This is a genomic window from Pseudoalteromonas sp. ASV78 (assembly GCF_047806705.1).
Lineage (GTDB): Bacteria > Pseudomonadota > Gammaproteobacteria > Enterobacterales > Alteromonadaceae > Pseudoalteromonas > Pseudoalteromonas prydzensis_A.
In genome coordinates this window covers 734,016-750,165 of sequence record NZ_JBLOPA010000002.1, presented here as the reverse complement: position 1 = coordinate 750,165, position 16,150 = coordinate 734,016, and the positions used below count along the sequence as shown (strand labels likewise).

The window sequence follows — 16,150 nt, the reverse complement described above, 5'->3', positions numbered from 1 at the left end:
GTGAATTAAACACAGTTATGCTTTGTGCTAGACGCAGAATGATTTAGAATTGGACTCATGAGTCTAATTTTGCATAAATATAAATCAATCAAACTAGACTGTCTAGTTTGATTTGAGGTGAAAATGGAAATAACTACCCTAAGTCGGTCAGAACAGAAACGACAACAAATTATTACAGCCGCGACGACCTTGTTTATGGATAAAGGCTTTCCCAATACCAGCATGGATCAAATTGCTAAATTAGCCCAAGTATCTAAACAAACGGTTTATAGTCATTTCAAAGACAAAAATAATCTATTTGTTGAAACGGTGACAGCGCATTGCTCTTCTTCTAACTTACGTAAGGAGCGTTTTGAGCCAGCACAAAGCCTAGAGGAAAACTTACAGCGCGTTGTGACTAACTTTATTACGCTGGTATTTTCACCCGAAGCGTTAAAAGTATACGACACGTGCGTAGCGCATAAAGATGACTACCCTGAGCTGGCCTTATTGTTTTATGACGCCGCGCCTAAAGTCGTGATGCAGCAGGTAGAGGTCTGCTTATGTAGTATTGCTGATGCCGGCTTGCTTAATATCGACAACCCTAAGTTTGCGACTTTACAGTTACTGGGCATGGCCACAGGTGATTGGAAACTACGCCATGCACTAGGGCACGCAAAAATGAATGATGTACCGCCAGCAGCATACCTTGAAGATTGCGTAAGGCGGTTTATTAAAATGTATCGCTAAGGCCTTGGGGTAATCACTTACTGCAAAATAAATTCGTCGATTGGTTGTTTAGTTAGTTTACCAATTTGCTTAAAAGTGAAAATAATAGCGCCAACGAGTAATATCATTGTTGGGGCTACAATCACTGGGTAACTTAACCACGTCATACGCCCTAACTCTTCCGCATAAGCTGTGGTGCCGGGCATACTTACAACAATTGCTTTGGCTAAAAAGTAGTTAAGTGTGGCAGATAAAAAAAAGGCACTGGCAACAATGAACCCAGCTAAACGCATTTTGGTATCAAATACAGCGGTATTATTTTGCTGTTCAAGAGATTGAGTTAACTTCTCGATATCTAACAATTCGGGATTAATTAATAATTTTCGAATTAATGGATAAGGCGTGTATTGGCTCACTAACACAATAATACCGATAATAGCGGGCACCATGGCTTCTTTAATGGCAATGTATTTAGGGTCGAGTTCAAATAAACTAATACCGCCAGTAAGCAGTACGCTGATGATGCCAAGTACTGAGAAAAAGTTTACTTTGCCTGATTGCTTAAGCTCCCACAACCCAAATAACAGTGGAAAGGCAAGTGCCACCACTACCGCCCACACTGGACCTAAGGTATCTGGTGTACTGAAGCGGCTTAAAATCACCGCCGGTAAAATAATATTAAAAATAAGGTTACTGAAAAAATTACTTTTCTTTTTTGGTTTTGTCATTAGTTAGTCATTACAAGTACTCATGCTAGGAAGTATATACTCAAGTTACTTGAAGATACATGGCTTTGCGTAGTCAGCTATATAGCTAATCCATTATCCCAATCATATAAGTATTATGATCAGAGAGAATGCGCAGGTAGCGAGAGGTTGTTTCAAGTAACGCCCTCAACATGATGCTTAGGGCGCGCAAGTCTTTAATTATTGTTTTGAGGTTTTTTTGCCTAATAAAAATGCCGTCAATAAGCCAATTAATAGTGCCGTAGGCACGGCAATAAACACACCGGCTATATTACCGTACACAGCAATAAAACAGGCTGTGGCAATACAAAAAACCACTAGGCTTAACCAGCGGCTAGCGCTGTTGGCATTTCTGAGCAGTAAACTACTAGCAACTAATAATAAACAACCTGATGTTAGGTAGATGAATGTCATACAGTTACCTCTTGAGTGGCTTTAGCTGTTACTCCATTTAACTGTTTGGCTACTAAGCGTTGGCTTACATAAATAAATAAGCCACCAATAAACAAGAAACTAATATCAACAACAGTCACGAGCAAGTTATTTGCAGAAAATGCATGACTGGTTGAAAGGGCCAAGTTCAGCGGTAATACAGCTATACAAGCAAGTCCTGTCAGCGTCATCGTTACTTGTAAATAGCGATGATAATTAATAGGTAGAACAGCCAATAAACACCAAGCCAGCCATGAATAAAAGAATAGCGGCCCAAAATAAGCGTTATGCATTTGTACTGGCACAAGGTTGTTTAACAGTACTTGAGCTGGAAACAAAATAGCAGTAGCGAGTACTAAACCGCCACAGCTACCAATAATCGCCCGATTCCAGCGTTGGTAAGCTAGTTCAGATAAGGTTGGGTTACTACCGCGGCTACGCTTTGCCAACCACATCATCATGCCCGACAGTGGTAATAGTGCCGTGCTTAAGCCTAATAATGCCCATATCAGTTTGACAAAAATGCCAGCGAAGTTACCAAAGTGCAATGGAAACAACAGCTCTAATACTTTAATGGCAGGACCTGGAATATCACCAAAGCTACTCATTGATTTACTAAATTCACCGTTACCATGATAGTGTAGCAATTGTGAAGCGACCGCATCACCGCCAATCAAACGTAAGTACACTTGAGCATTTGCATCGTTATGCGCCATAATGGTTAAATCAATAATTTTAGCTTTTGGATAGCGCGCTTGCGCATCAATCAAAATAGTATTGATATCAGTTGATTGATAGTCATTAGTAATAATAGGCTCAGGCATTGCGGTGAATTTTGCGACCAGCTTATCTTGATCGCCACCAAAACTGACAAATGCCGCAGCAGGTAGCAATATTATTGTCGCTAAACCTAAAAATGCGCCCGTAAAGCCAATGACGCTATGAAATAGGCTGCCCCAAATCCCCATAATTTTATGTGCATCATTTACAACTACATTCAGCTCTTTTTTACGCCGAAAAGTAAACAACTCTTTGATTAATTGGCGATGTGTAAATAGCCCGGTAATTGTTGAAACCAATAAGGTTAAGCCTAAAAACCCTGTAAGTATCAGGCCAATAGGGCGGCCTAAATGTAAGTCTGCATGAAAATGACCAATAAAAGATGGCGCATCAGTTTTACGGTGTTCGTAAAAATAACCAGCAGCGCCATAATATTCGTTAACTAATTCAAAGTTACGAGGATCAAACTGGTATGCATACGCGGCTTCTTCGTCATAGTTTTCATCGCCATCGTGGGATTCGAATAAAATGGTGAGTAAGTGAGTGTTATGGCCTGTAGGTAAGTAAACATGAATGTTCTCAGCAAATTCTTTAGGTACTAATGTGTGGTAATGATTGATTAACTCGGTTACCTTTTCACTAGGGACTGAATTTAACTGATGCAACTCAGGGTTGGCCCAAATCTTTAATTCAGGACGGCTAAGTACGGCCAAAGCGCCAGTAAAGCAAACAATGAAAAGTAAAATAGCAGTGACAATGCCGACCCAGCTATGCAGCAAAAATAACTTTTTTAATGAAACTGATTTCATCCCTGTCCCCCCGATAAAGCCATAAAACTCAAGCCAGCATGACTTAATATGATTACTAACATAACCACAAATGGCTGCCATGCTTTTTCAGCCATGTAAGCATAAATAAATAATCCAGCCCAAATAAAGGGAAATAGCATAATTGGGATGAGTATTTGTTCTTCCATAGCAAAGGGTAAGTAGGTTGTCATCCCAGGGATCATCACAACCGCTGTAATTAATGCCAGTAAACAGGCCATTAAGTGGCGTCGTTTAGTGGCAGAAAAGGTGCGTTTCATATTCATTGTTAGTTTGCCCCTAAAATGTGGCAACTATAATTTGTTGCCGCATTGTAGTCTTGGTTAGAAATTAACTTCAAAGCGTACACTCGCGGTGCGTGGTGAACTTAATGTTTGATTATCAAAACCTGCTGGAGCAAGTGAGACATACTCTGCATCTAACAGATTTTCTACTAAGGCATAAACCCCGTAGTTTTGCCATTGATAGCCAATACGTGAATTGACTAACCAATATGCATCATTTCTAGGCTCAAGGGCTGTTGCCAAGCGTTGTGAACTGCCTGTATAACTGGCATTAATATTAGCCATAAAGCCTTCATCACTTGCGTAATCGAGTCCCAGTAGCGCTGTCCATTCTGGCGCACCTGCAAATGAGTAACCGCTGTAGTCTTGTTCTTCACCATTAAAAGTAGCGCTGAATTGGTCAAATTCGGTTTTAGAATAGCCAATACCGCCGTATAAATTAGTTGTAGGGGATAACTCATAACTGATTTCAGTCTCAAAACCTTGCACATGAGATTTACCTACGTTGCGCGTTTCGCGGTCATATTGATTACCCGATAAATACACCGACACTTGCTGGTCGGTCCAATCGAGGTAGAACATATTTGCGTTAACAACTAATTTATCATCAAGCCATACAGAGCGCAGCGCTAGTTCATAGTTCCAAGTATATTCAGGCTCAAAGGTAAAGGGGGTGGCTTGTGCGACATTAGTGCCCACGCCGCCTGAACGATAGCCTTTTTGAATTGTAAAACTAGTTGAAATATCTTGATTGAAGCGATAGGTTGCGCCGAGTTTAGGTAACCATGCATCAAAGCTGGCATCTTCTACGGGCTCATCTCCTGAGGCGCTATCAGCCATTGCATATAATTGCTGATTGATACCTGCAATTAACTGAGCAAGCATAGGATCTGCTGCAAAGCTCTCAGGTTTAGGCAGCGCATTTTGGGTTTGCTCGGTAATGTAAATATCAGCATTGGTGCCATTTGCTTGTTGTTCTTTATCATAGCGAAGACCTGCAAATACATCCCATGCTGCGTTTACTTCATAAGTAAAGTCGGCAAACAGTGCTTTCGTTTTTACTTTTTGTGTAAAATCTGAAGATTGACCGATATAAACTGGATCAGCGCCAGCATAAAACTGCAGAACTTGATCAGCTAAAGTATTCGCTAAGCCTAAACCGCCGTATTCTGCAGGTGCAGTTAATAGACTACGCACGCCTAATTGTGCAAAGGTAATACCGCGTTCACCGCCACTACTATCAAAAACATCTAAGTCAGAATAATAAAAGCCAATTAAGCCGGATAATTTATCACCTTCATAGGTAAAGCGTAGCTCTTGTGTGGTGGTTTTATCAGTGCGGGTATCGGTTAAAATAGATTGTGGTGCTTGCATGCTCGCATCCCCATCCCACTCGTAACTGTACTCTGCGTCAGAATAAGTTGAGATTGATGAAAAAGACCACTCATTAGAGAGATCATAATTGAGGTTGAGGATATAGAGATCACTGTCTGTGGATTCAAATGTTGGCGAGTCTAAATACACATAACGATCATCGTAAATATTATTGATAGGGTAGTCTTCATGACCACTTTCAACCATTACCCAATCAACGCCTTTTTCGTTTTCACTGTGCATAAAACTAAGTTGCGCTTCAAACTCAGGCAAAGCAGACGGGGTATAACGCAATTTTGCACGGTAAAACTCATTGTTATCAAAATCCGATTCGTTGCCAGTGGCAACATTGGTATTATAACCATCAAAATCGCGTTTTTCGGCACTGACTCTAAATGCTAATTGATCTTCAATTAAGCCGCCACCAAACGCCACCGCAGCTTCTTTAGTCCCGTATTCGCCCATACCAATGCGGCCTTTAAAATCATACTCTTGCACTGCATCACGGGTTTTCATCACCACCGCACCGGCAAGTGAGTTACGCCCTTGTAAGGTAGATTGCGGACCACGTAGTATTTCTACTTGGCTAATATCCCAGGTAGAAAATCCGCCTTGCTGCATGATTCGATAAGGCACAGGTGCGCCATCAACATAAACACTGGCAAGCCCACCAGAGCCACCATCAGTAACCCCAAAAGCATCAATACCACGGATATTAAAACCAGCGCCATCAGTACCTGAAGCATTAGGTGTACGGGCTAATACGTCATAAAAATCATTTAAATTTTCGCGTTCAATTGTTTGACTGGTTATAACAGCCACACTGGCAGGGGTTTCTTGTAAAGTACGGTCTATTTTTTGACCTTTTACCATGATTTTTTCAATCTTAGCAATATCATCCGCGTGGACGATATTGCTAAATGTAACGCCTGAAATAGCAAAGGCAACAGCAAATGCTAACTTTGATGAACGAATAGCCATGAACGATGCAACTCCGTATTGATACTGTGAATGATAACTATTGTTATTATATAATTATTTTTGTAATGTAAACAATCATAAATAGAATAAATACGTAAATAAAATGTGATTCTGCTAACAATGGACGACGGTGTAAAATCAATGCAGTACGGCAAATTTACCGTAGAGTATTAAGTCGTTATAGATTAAAGTAAGCAATGGGCTAAAGCGTAGAATGAATGGCATGATGCTTTGCTTTAGTACAATTAAATTGCACGGGGAGTTGCATTTGAATTTTCTCAGAAGCTTTCACGATATTGTATCTGATCAACAACAAAGTTTTGATGAGAAAATAGCGAGTTTGTTAAAGTTTGGACTCAACGTTTTTGATTTAGAAATTGCTATAATCAGTGAAATAATCAATAACCAATATATAGTACGCTACGTTATTACCCCTGACAATTCGTTAGCTGTGGGCACGATATTTGATTTAGCGGGCACTTATTGCGTGCATACCTTAGCCGCAAGTAAGGCACTGGCTTTTCATCAAGCCTCAACAAGTCGCATCGCACATCACCCGTGTTATGTAAATTTTCAACTCGAATCCTACATTGGTGCGCCTATTAAAGTCGGTAAAGATATATATGGTACCGTCAATTTTTCATCCCCTAGCTCCTCCACCCCGTTTTCACAGCAAGCTCATGACTATGTTGAATTATTTGCCCAGTGGTTAGGTTCTGAATTTGCAAGGAAAAGCGCTAATGAACAACTTTTAAAAAACAACAACACATTAGTAAAGTTAGAAAGCATTGCAAATATTGGTTCCTGGGAAGTTGATTTATTGACCAGTAAAGTGACATGGAGCGAACAAACCAAGCAGATCTATCAAGTTGACGACTCATTTATTCCTGATTTAGCGTCTGCAATTAGTTTTTTTAAAGAAGGTGACAGCCGAGAAAGTATCACCAAAGCGGTTGAATCAGGTATGCAAACGGGTGAAAAATGGCATTTAGATTTAGAGCTAGTCACAGCTCAAAAGCAAACCATTTGGGTCAGTGCATTTGGTGAAACCGAGTTTGTTGATGGCGCGTGTGTTCGCTTGTTTGGTACCTTACAAGATGTAACCGAAGCAGTTTTGTTGCGTGAAGAACTAAAAAGTAAACAAGCACAAGCTGAGAGGATGCTAGAAGATAGGAGTATGTTGCTTACAAAAATTAGCCACGAACTACGCACGCCGTTAAATGGTATCACCGGCATGTTAACAACCTTACTTGGTGAGCACAATGAAGCAAAAAGAACTGAAAAGCTAAAAGTTGCATTACGCAGCGCAGATATTTTATTAAGCATTATTAATGAAGTACTCGATTTTTCAAAAATAAATCATGGTGAATTAAAACTCGAACCCAATCACTTTTTATTAAAAACAATTTTTATTGATTTAGCCTCTTTATATATTCCGCTCTTTAAGGCTAATAATGTTGATTTTAAAACTCAGATCACAATAGCGGATGACTGCTGGGCGTATTGTGATAATACGCGTTTGAGTCAAATAGCCGCAAATTTATTAAGCAACGCTTTAAAGTTTACTGATGCAGGAGAGGTTAATTTTAAGGTAAACGTTGCGCAGCTTAATAGTCAATTAGCATTGCAACTTGAAGTTAGCGACACCGGCAGAGGAATGACAAAGCCATTTCTTGGTTCATTATTTTCACCTTTTACACAAGAGGTTGATGCCAAAAGCAGTAAAGGGGGCACAGGATTAGGTTTAGCGATAGTAAAAGAACTGATCGATCACATGGGGGGAACAATTACAGTCAACAGTACTTTTCAGCAGGGCACTACATTTGTCGTTGCTATCCCATTGGCAATCGGCGCAGTGCAAGTTGAGATGAAGCAACGCTCAGACGTCACTGTGGAGGCGAGTCATTTATCGGTATTGGTTGTTGATGATAATCAAATAAATAGGTTTGTGCTTGAGGCGTCGTTAGAAAAGTTACAGATAAAAGCCGATTTTGCAGTAGATGGTGAAGACGCCATTTTAAAATGTAAGCAAAGCAAGTACGATCTTATTTTTATGGACTGCGTGATGCCGCAACTCGATGGACTTGAAGCCACTAAAATCCTCCGTTCGCAAAATATTTGCAGCCACAACGATACCTTAATCGTAGCCTTAACAGCAAACACTTCGACCACTGATAAAGTGGCCTGTAAAGAAGCTGGCATGGACATGTTTATTTCAAAACCATTTAAATTACATTCAATTGAAGAGGCGGTTGTTAATGCGGTTGGAAAGAGCCAGATTAAAGAATAAGCTAGTTTATTGCAGATATCACGCTTTTCAAGCTATGTTTGGCGACGGCGTATTGAGCATTAAAGCATAATAAAAGTAGTTTACTGGCAGATAAACATAACGTGGCCTGATATTTGTATGTATTTTTAATGTGGTATTTGATAAAACACACTATGATTAGTTTTATTATCGCAATATATTATTATTTCTTTATAGATCTCAACAACAATGAATCGTATCCTAAGATACTTGCTACACTATTACGCAATGATTAGTTACTTAAGTGATGTGTACTGTAAATAATGAAGTCTGCAATTTTACTGCTTGAGGCATGGAGTTGAATGAAAAATACCGGGGTGGTTTGTCTCACTGATGTACTAGAACTGATGCTTGACGCTGTTTGCGTGGTTGATAAACAAGGGATATTTGTGTTTGTGAGCGCGGCTTTTAAAGACATTTTTGGTTACGAGCCTGCTGAAGTCATTGGTAAACCAATGCTCGACTTTGTTTATAAAGAAGATATTGAGATCACGCTTGACGCAGTAAATACGTTATTATCTGGGGGCTCTAAACCGCGCTTTGAAAATCGTTGGGTAAGAAAAGACGGGCGAGTGGTGCATATATTATGGTCTGTCCGCTGGTCTGACTCACATCAGTTCAGAATCGCTGTTGCTCATGATATCACTGAGCGTAAAAAATTTGAAAAGCAATTACAACATATGGTGGGACATGATCAGCTAACGGGGCTACCTAATCGTATGTTGTTACTTGACCGTATTCAATCAACATTAACGAAAGCTGACCGACAGCAGGTTGAATTATCGCTACTATTTATAGATTTTGATGGTTTTAAAGAAGTTAATGATTCATATGGGCATCAATGTGGTGATCGATTATTGCAAGCCATTGCAGCTCGGCTGCAAGGGTGTATTCGAAGTTCTGATACTGTTGGGCGTTTAGGTGGCGACGAGTTTTTAGTTTTACTGCACGGAATTAGCTTACGCTCAGACGTACATAAAACAGCTGAAAAAATCCGCAGAGAGTGCGAACAAGCTTTTGTGATAGATGAACATACATTACAGCTTTCAGTCAGTATAGGTATCGCCAGTTATCCTGAAATGGGCGAGAATGAACAACAACTTATTCAACATGCAGATCAAGCAATGTATGTTGCAAAAAATGCTGGGGGTAATCGTATTGTCTAAACACGTTACTCCCCTTTGATTAATATAAATCAACATTTAGCTTTATAAATAATATTTTCTCTGCGTCTTTTTTGGTTTGTTAGTTGCTGTCTTTACTTGTAGACATTGAACTGCCAACCGATGCAATGATCACTAATAAAATCGCCAGCCACTGCCAAATACTCAGCAACTCAGCTAAAATTATAAATCCAGCCATTGCTGCAATCGCAGGCTCCAAACTCATCATAATACTAAAACCTTGCGCTGGCATATTACGCAGTGCAACCATTTCCAGCGTGTAAGGTAGGGCACTTGACATAATCGCAACTAACAAGCCTAAAGGGATCACTTCCCAGCTTAGTAGTGCACTACCTTGAGAAATAGCACCATAAGGAACTAATATAAGTGCCGCCACACTCATACCAAGCGCCACGGTCATTCCGCCAGAGCTTTGATTCCCCGTTTTTTTGCCAAATAAGATATAGCCCGCCCAGCAAGCACCAGCACCCAGTGCCAGAATCACGCCCAGTAGATCGAGACTCTCTTCACCTTTCATATCCGGGAGTAACATTACGATCCCCGAGATAGCACAAGCGACCCAGAATAAATCTCGCTTTCGTCGCGATGATAACAGTGCCACCGCTAACGGGCCGGTAAATTCAAGGGCGACCGCAATCCCTAATGGAATACGCGCAATGGCGTAGTAAAAAAAAATGTTCATACCGCCTAAGCATAAGCCATAAACAATAATTGGCATGCGTTGACCCAGTGGCGGAAAAGCGCGCCAAGGTTTAAACACCAAGCATAATATCGTTGCTGAAAAACCTAAACGAAGTGCGGTTGTCCCTTCAGGGCCAATTAATGGAAATAGTTGCTTAGCAATTGAAGCGCCTGACTGAATAGTCACCATGGCAAGTAATACACAGATAACAGCAATGAAAAAAGGAGGAATTGTGCGTTGCATTACAGTCCTTATAGTAGTGCAAAAGGTTATTGGCGGAGATTCTACGCGCTTTTTGAGAACGGGGCTAAGCTTTTGCGGTAAAAATTTTTAATTATGATGAGGCGTCCACTGCGCTTTAGTAAACTGCGATTTTTATACTCTTGCCTCAGCGTAGCCTTAAGTTAAATATAGTGGTTTGAGTATAAATAACGATTGCTTTGGCAAGTGATACTAACTTAATTTAAACTTACTTATTTGTGTATTTAAATTAACCGCCACTTGGGCAAGTTCGCTAGATGAAGATGAGATCTGTGCGGTTTGCGACTGCGATTGCATACTGGCATCTTGAATACCGGTTAAGCGTTCAGCGATATCTTCGGTTACTTGTGCTTGTTGCTCGGATGCAGCTGCAATGGTTCGGTTTGCATCTGAAATTAAGCGCACTTGGGTGCTTATTTCTTTGAGCATTAAGCCCACTTTTTCTGAGTTTGCTACCGCGTCTTTAACCCGAGCATCACTGCTACGGATCCGTTCGGTAACAGCGTTACTTGCAGACTGTAAGCTATTGATTTTTTGTTGTATCTCAACAGTTGAGCTTTGTGTTCTACTCGCTAATGTGCGTACCTCGTCGGCAACCACAGCAAAGCCTCGACCTTGTTCGCCCGCACGTGCTGCCTCTATTGCAGCATTAAGAGCTAATAGGTTAGTTTGTTCAGCAATATTGCTGATCACATTTAAGATCACCGCTACTTCGTTGACAGACGATTCGAGGTCATTCAAATCATTGATTGACTCGGTTAATATTTCAGCAACCGATTCGACAGAATGAATACTCTGATTAACGACATCGATTCCAGCTTGTGTTTTAGCATCCGCATCTCCTGCATTTTGAGCCGCTTCAGAGCAGTTTTTTGATACTTCTTTGACTGCGGTGGAGTTTTCATATACTGAACTTGAGATCACCTCAATTGCTTGACTCTGCTCGTCGTTAAGCAGCTTTGCCTGCTGTGCAATAGAATCTAGCTCGTTGGCAGCAATTTGGGCCTGTTGAGATTGCGAGTTAATTTCTGACAGTAACGTGGATAATTTATCGATCATAATATTAAAACTGGCTGATAACTCAGCAATTTCATCGTTACCAGTGTGAATAATTTTGCGTGTTAAATCACCATCGGCTATGCGTTGTGCTTCATTAACTAATAGTGTCGTTGTCTTTATTACACGCTTCTCAAGCTGCAAGTAGCATAAAACTAAAATAGTGATTATAACTAATACCAGCACAATACTGATCAGACTTAAATTGGCTACGCGGTTATTGTTGCTCTCAACTTCTTGCAAACTACTGTTTTGTATAGCAGTCAAGAAAGCTTGTACTGGGGCTTGGATCTTAGCCACTTCATCCATATAACGTTGATCAGTGAGTAGCGCGATTGCTTGCATCCATTGTTTTGACTCTGACGAGCTCAATAACGAAGGACTCTTACCAACAAAGTTACTTATTAGCTGAAAAGCAAGCTCTTCAGTCTCGACTAGTTTTAAAGAAAGTGCATTTGATTTATTTAGCAGCGCTACTTGTTGTTCATTAACATTAAATTCTTTAAGGCGGTCGAGATAAGATTTCTTACGATCATCTAACCATGGCTCAGTGCCGCCTAGCTGTTTCACAAGGTGATAATATTCATTTTTATAACTTGGCTGAAGGGTAACCACATATTGGCGAGCAAGCTCTGTTAATTTAATCGAATTGGATGAAGCAAGATTGGCAAAATGACTGAGTTGATAGCGTTGTTGAGCAGATTGTTGACTATCAGATAATCCTGTTTTTAACAGCAATATGATGATCAGTAGCCCAGCTGCAATTGTGATTGCTAGAGCAAAAACGGTTCTAAGCATTAATCTAATTGTCAAAATTGCCTCTGCTGCTATTTAATAATAATGCTAAATAACTATAGAGTATAATTTCAATTAACTAAAGAATTCATAGGTCTTATTTGCGAACTAGGAAGGTTTGGCGATGCATTAAATTAGTGAGTACGTCAAAAGGCTATTGTAAAAGAGGCAACAAAATCGGCAAGCCTCAATAGTTTGAGGCACTATTTGCACGCGAATATATTTTCTGGCTTATAGTCGATCGGCAGGATAAATAACGCCAAGTTGCTGTCTTGCTTTATCAAGTACAGCCATCACACTGATACTTAGTTGATGAGTATTGATCGGTGATTCGAGCTGTCCTGCGTTGGCTATGGCAATAAAATGAGTCACTTCGTGACGCATAAAGTGTTCGTCAAATGGCTGTGATAACTCTTTAACAGTGCCATCGTTGGCGATAAACTGCATACGTTTTAACAGCGAAACGGCTTCGATTCTAATACGGCCTTGTTCACCTTGGATCTCGGTAAAGTTATCACCCTGAGATATTTTCGAATAACTGATCACCGCTTGCTTATCACTGTAATTTAGTAACACATCACCGGCCCCATCAACGCCAGTGTCAAGTAATACACCGCTGGCTTGTACACTGTTTGGTGTGCCCCAAAGCGCAATTAAAATATACAACGGATAAATCCCTAAATCGACCAGGGCACCATTGGCAAACTCAGGTAAAAAAGTGTTCGGACGTTCGCCATTTTTGTATTTATCATAGCGGGATGAGTATTGACTGTACTGACCAATGTATTTACGAGGAACGCCAATTTTCTCAATTGCTTGGCGTAATACAGAGAAATTTGGTAGATGAGTGGTCATCATCGCTTCCATGTAGAGGCGATTATTGTGTTTTGCTGCGGTTAAAATTGCAGCTAATTCTTGGCTATTCGCGGCAGCCGGTTTTTCACCTAATACGTGTTTTCCTGCATTTAAACACGCTACAGCATAGTTTTTATGCAAACTATTGGGGGCAGCGATATACACCGCATCAACATTCTCATCGGCACACACTTGTTCAATATTGGTAAATATTTTTGCATCACTGATTGCATGTTTAGCTAAAAAAGTTTCGCCACTTTTAGTGGCTCGTGAGCACACGCCATAAAGCGTAAATTCGCTGACGGTCTTTGCCGCTGCAAGTAAAGTATCACTAATAAAATTGGTACCGACGATTACAAAGTTCATAGCTACTCCCGATGATTAAATTGTGCAAGCCAAGCTTGCCAGTCTGCCTCAAAGGCTAACATTTGTTGATGCTTTTTGGCTAATAAGTGTTTTTGTTTATCTTCTTCGCCGTGAAATGGGCCAACACGGCACAGCGCACAACTGTGATCATCTAAGTACGCTGGCATGGTTAACTTACTTTTTACTTCGGGCGTTGCTTTAGGGCTAAAAACATAACTAATACCACTGGTGTCTTTGACGTGTTTATCGCGGTCAACGTTACGAATTTTATAGCCTGGAAATAGGCTAATATCAAATGGCATCTGACCAAGGTAATGTGAGGTTAAACCGTTATTTAAACTGCCTTCAATATTCCACTCGCGATAAGGCTTTACATCTTTAGATGTGATGTAGCAAAGCATAGGTCCATTGCTATCGAGGGCAAAGTCAGTCGCGTATTTAAGAAATTGATGCAGTAACGCGCGGTTAAGTGTATTTATACTGACAGTATTTTCACGAAAGGCCGCTTCACCAACAAATGCTGGGATAAGTGGAAACTGAAAAACCACCACATCAAATAACTCGCCATTTAAGCGTTGCCACGCTTGTGGATCCGTTACATCAAAACTATTGAGGACCGTTACTTTACTTGCTTCAAGTGCAGTTAATGCGTTATCAGCATATTTTGCGGTAAGCGTGCTTGCATCATCATAGGTAGAAGCGACCAACTTGGTTGGTTTTATAGCAGTGAATAAAGCATAAGAAAACGATAAATCACCATCGCCTACCGTGAGGATCCGCCAATTTGGATTTAAATACATTATTCTAAAGGTGTTTTTTTAGAATTATGATCAACTAAACGACAAAAAGCCAAGCGTGTTTTAAGACCTTCAATGGCAATTTGTTTGATGATTAAATTAAAGGTAATGAGTACTGCAAACGCGATGTGGATCGGACCATGGGTAAAGCCCGCGTCGACATCAAAAAGCATTAAGCCAAACAGTAAAAGCAGTACCACTAAGGCAATTTCAAGCCATTGATTGGAATAAAACGATAATCGACCTTCGCTGTTATGGTCTTTTTTTATTTGAATCGCACAAAAAAAAGGGATCACTTTAATTTTGAAATGAGCGTTTTTCTCAACATAGTTTTCACCAAGTTGATCAAGCTGTTGGCGTAATTGGTCGATCATAGTTTATCCTCAAAAAGCAGAGCTCGGATGGTACATTAATCCGCTTTAAAGGGCGAGTTAGTTAGGGTATAAACTAATACCAATCACAAAAACATGACAGACGAAGACCACTGACGTTAACACAAAGCGCATTTTTTGATAATCAGCATGGTAGCTCTGCCATTGTGGACTGGTTTTTTCAAATACGAGTACTAGCCAAAAGCTAAGACCCAACCAAGCTAACATCCATTCAGTCGGTAAAAATGATAAGAAGGGGATAGGAATAACCGGTACGACTGCTTTTATTGCGTCACTATAACTTTGTGAACCTGCCCGCCATAAATTACCTGCCATAAAAGCTAATATTGCGATGCTATAAAAAGTGAAAAATTCTAAGTTTACGCTATTACTTCCTAATAAAAGCGGCCAAGCAACACAGCCTAAAAAGGGCAGTAGCCCTAGATAGCCAAGTTGAATGTGGTTAACAAATTTTTCCATAACAGCTTGCCCTTGTTTGCATATTATAAGCGCCGCTATTGTAGCAGCATTATGAACAACAAAGAAAATACGAATGCCGTAAATAAATAGTTCAATCCTAAAAATAGATTGAACTAATCTAAACAATCAATTTTATTAAATGCTTTAAACACCTTATTGTATTACTCAAGCCAACACAGCAGCCTGTGTTGTTATTACTTTTCAATATACCAATGAGGAATACTATGAGCACTTCATTAATTAACACAAAAATCCAACCTTTTAACGCAACTGCATACCACAATGGTGACTTTGTAGAGCTATCTGAAAAAGATGTACTTGGTAAGTGGTCAATCTTCTTCTTTTACCCTGCAGACTTTACATTTGTATGCCCAACAGAATTAGGTGATGTTGCAGATCACTACGCACAGCTTCAAGAAATGGGCGTAGAAGTTTACTCAGTGTCTACTGACACGCACTTCACTCATAAAGCATGGCACGATACATCAGATACAATCGGTAAAATCACTTACCCAATGATTGGCGACCCAACAGGGCGTATTACACGTAACTTTGGTGTAATGATTGAAGACGAAGGCCTTGCACTGCGTGGTACGTTTGTAATGAACCCTGAGGGCGAAATCAAAATCATTGAAACACATGATTTAGGTATTGGCCGTAGTGCGAAAGAATTAGTTCGCAAAGTTCAAGCTGCACAATACATTGCAACTCACGATGGTGAAGTATGTCCGGCTTCTTGGCAGCCAGGTGAAGAAACACTTGCTCCTTCACTTGACCTAGTTGGCAAGATCTAACTTGCCTGTAGCTAAGCTACATTAAGCGCTGCTTTTAGGCAGCGCTAAAAATTCCCACCATACTACTTT

15 protein-coding genes are annotated in these 16,150 nt (G+C 40.3%); 4 read left to right on the top strand and 11 right to left on the bottom strand.

Annotated features, from left to right (window positions below; genetic code table 11):
• Nucleotides 1-123: 123 nt before the first annotated feature.
• A complete protein-coding gene (locus ACMVDV_RS21275; protein ID WP_416159568.1) occupies nt 124-729 on the top strand; it encodes a TetR/AcrR family transcriptional regulator in 606 nt (201 codons plus the stop codon).
• Between the two features lie 17 nt (nt 730-746).
• Here the strand turns inward: ACMVDV_RS21275 and ACMVDV_RS21270 are convergent, their stop codons facing one another.
• The 5 genes from ACMVDV_RS21270 to ACMVDV_RS21250 form a co-directional block, all read right to left on the bottom strand.
• On the bottom strand, nt 747-1,436 hold the full coding sequence (locus tag ACMVDV_RS21270) for a VC0807 family protein (RefSeq protein WP_416159567.1): 690 nt from the start codon (nt 1,434-1,436) through the stop codon (nt 747-749).
• Nucleotides 1,437-1,634: 198 nt separating this feature from the next.
• The gene (locus ACMVDV_RS21265) at nt 1,635-1,868 is read right to left on the bottom strand and encodes a hypothetical protein (protein ID WP_416159566.1); all 234 of its coding nucleotides are present in this window, start codon (nt 1,866-1,868) and stop codon (nt 1,635-1,637) included.
• Complete coding sequence (locus tag ACMVDV_RS21260) at nt 1,865-3,475, bottom strand: PepSY-associated TM helix domain-containing protein (RefSeq protein WP_416159565.1); 1,611 nt, start codon at nt 3,473-3,475, stop codon at nt 1,865-1,867. The genes ACMVDV_RS21265 and ACMVDV_RS21260 overlap by 4 nt, the downstream gene beginning before the upstream one ends.
• Entirely contained in the window at nt 3,472-3,759 is a 288-nt protein-coding gene (locus ACMVDV_RS21255) for a hypothetical protein (protein ID WP_416159564.1), read from the bottom strand. Before ACMVDV_RS21255 ends, ACMVDV_RS21260 begins: the two co-directional genes overlap by 4 nt.
• 57 nt (nt 3,760-3,816) lie before the next feature.
• The gene (locus ACMVDV_RS21250; protein ID WP_416159563.1) at nt 3,817-6,132 is read right to left on the bottom strand and encodes a TonB-dependent receptor; all 2,316 of its coding nucleotides are present in this window, start codon (nt 6,130-6,132) and stop codon (nt 3,817-3,819) included.
• Nucleotides 6,133-6,400: 268 nt separating this feature from the next.
• Between ACMVDV_RS21250 and ACMVDV_RS21245 the strand changes: the two genes are divergently transcribed.
• Nucleotides 6,401-8,422 carry an ATP-binding protein gene (locus tag ACMVDV_RS21245; RefSeq protein ID WP_416159562.1) on the top strand — a complete coding sequence of 674 codons (2,022 nt, stop codon included), beginning with the start codon at nt 6,401-6,403 and terminating at the stop codon, nt 8,420-8,422.
• Between the two features lie 320 nt (nt 8,423-8,742).
• Entirely contained in the window at nt 8,743-9,606 is an 864-nt protein-coding gene (locus ACMVDV_RS21240) for a diguanylate cyclase domain-containing protein (RefSeq protein ID WP_416159561.1), read from the top strand.
• A gap of 79 nt (nt 9,607-9,685) precedes the next feature.
• Here the strand turns inward: ACMVDV_RS21240 and ACMVDV_RS21235 are convergent, their stop codons facing one another.
• The 6 genes from ACMVDV_RS21235 to ACMVDV_RS21210 form a co-directional block, all read right to left on the bottom strand.
• Nucleotides 9,686-10,549 carry an EamA family transporter gene (locus tag ACMVDV_RS21235; RefSeq protein WP_416159560.1) on the bottom strand — a complete coding sequence of 288 codons (864 nt, stop codon included), beginning with the start codon at nt 10,547-10,549 and terminating at the stop codon, nt 9,686-9,688.
• A gap of 210 nt (nt 10,550-10,759) precedes the next feature.
• Complete coding sequence (locus ACMVDV_RS21230; RefSeq protein WP_416159559.1) at nt 10,760-12,436, bottom strand: methyl-accepting chemotaxis protein; 1,677 nt, start codon at nt 12,434-12,436, stop codon at nt 10,760-10,762.
• Nucleotides 12,437-12,649: 213 nt separating this feature from the next.
• Nucleotides 12,650-13,639: a Gfo/Idh/MocA family protein gene (locus ACMVDV_RS21225; RefSeq protein WP_416159558.1), complete on the bottom strand. Its 990-nt coding sequence runs from the start codon at nt 13,637-13,639 to the stop codon at nt 12,650-12,652.
• A gap of 2 nt (nt 13,640-13,641) precedes the next feature.
• A complete protein-coding gene (locus tag ACMVDV_RS21220) occupies nt 13,642-14,439 on the bottom strand; it encodes a class I SAM-dependent methyltransferase (RefSeq protein ID WP_416159557.1) in 798 nt (265 codons plus the stop codon).
• On the bottom strand, nt 14,439-14,810 hold the full coding sequence (locus ACMVDV_RS21215; protein ID WP_304178800.1) for a hypothetical protein: 372 nt from the start codon (nt 14,808-14,810) through the stop codon (nt 14,439-14,441). The genes ACMVDV_RS21220 and ACMVDV_RS21215 overlap by 1 nt, the downstream gene beginning before the upstream one ends.
• 57 nt (nt 14,811-14,867) lie before the next feature.
• Nucleotides 14,868-15,287, bottom strand: a complete 420-nt coding sequence (locus tag ACMVDV_RS21210) for a DUF3429 domain-containing protein (protein WP_304178799.1) — start codon at nt 15,285-15,287, stop codon at nt 14,868-14,870.
• 224 nt (nt 15,288-15,511) lie between these two features.
• Between ACMVDV_RS21210 and ahpC the strand changes: the two genes are divergently transcribed.
• Entirely contained in the window at nt 15,512-16,081 is a 570-nt protein-coding gene (ahpC, locus tag ACMVDV_RS21205) for an alkyl hydroperoxide reductase subunit C (protein ID WP_416159556.1), read from the top strand.
• Nucleotides 16,082-16,150: the final 69 nt, after the last annotated feature.

Bases quoted from the DNA above. Each gene is read 5' to 3' on its own strand.
- ACMVDV_RS21275 (WP_416159568.1), top strand. From the start codon at position 124: ATGGAAATAACTACCCTAAGTCGGTCAGAACAGAAACGACAACAAATT.
- ACMVDV_RS21270 (WP_416159567.1), bottom strand. From the start codon at position 1,436: ATGACAAAACCAAAAAAGAAAAGTAATTTTTTCAGTAACCTTATTTTT.
- ACMVDV_RS21265 (WP_416159566.1), bottom strand. From the start codon at position 1,868: ATGACATTCATCTACCTAACATCAGGTTGTTTATTATTAGTTGCTAGT.
- ACMVDV_RS21260 (WP_416159565.1), bottom strand. From the start codon at position 3,475: ATGAAATCAGTTTCATTAAAAAAGTTATTTTTGCTGCATAGCTGGGTC.
- ACMVDV_RS21255 (WP_416159564.1), bottom strand. From the start codon at position 3,759: ATGAATATGAAACGCACCTTTTCTGCCACTAAACGACGCCACTTAATG.
- ACMVDV_RS21250 (WP_416159563.1), bottom strand. From the start codon at position 6,132: ATGGCTATTCGTTCATCAAAGTTAGCATTTGCTGTTGCCTTTGCTATT.
- ACMVDV_RS21240 (WP_416159561.1), top strand. From the start codon at position 8,743: ATGAAAAATACCGGGGTGGTTTGTCTCACTGATGTACTAGAACTGATG.
- ACMVDV_RS21235 (WP_416159560.1), bottom strand. From the start codon at position 10,549: ATGCAACGCACAATTCCTCCTTTTTTCATTGCTGTTATCTGTGTATTA.
- ACMVDV_RS21225 (WP_416159558.1), bottom strand. From the start codon at position 13,639: ATGAACTTTGTAATCGTCGGTACCAATTTTATTAGTGATACTTTACTT.
- ACMVDV_RS21220 (WP_416159557.1), bottom strand. From the start codon at position 14,439: ATGTATTTAAATCCAAATTGGCGGATCCTCACGGTAGGCGATGGTGAT.
- ACMVDV_RS21215 (WP_304178800.1), bottom strand. From the start codon at position 14,810: ATGATCGACCAATTACGCCAACAGCTTGATCAACTTGGTGAAAACTAT.
- ACMVDV_RS21210 (WP_304178799.1), bottom strand. From the start codon at position 15,287: ATGGAAAAATTTGTTAACCACATTCAACTTGGCTATCTAGGGCTACTG.
- ahpC (WP_416159556.1), top strand. From the start codon at position 15,512: ATGAGCACTTCATTAATTAACACAAAAATCCAACCTTTTAACGCAACT.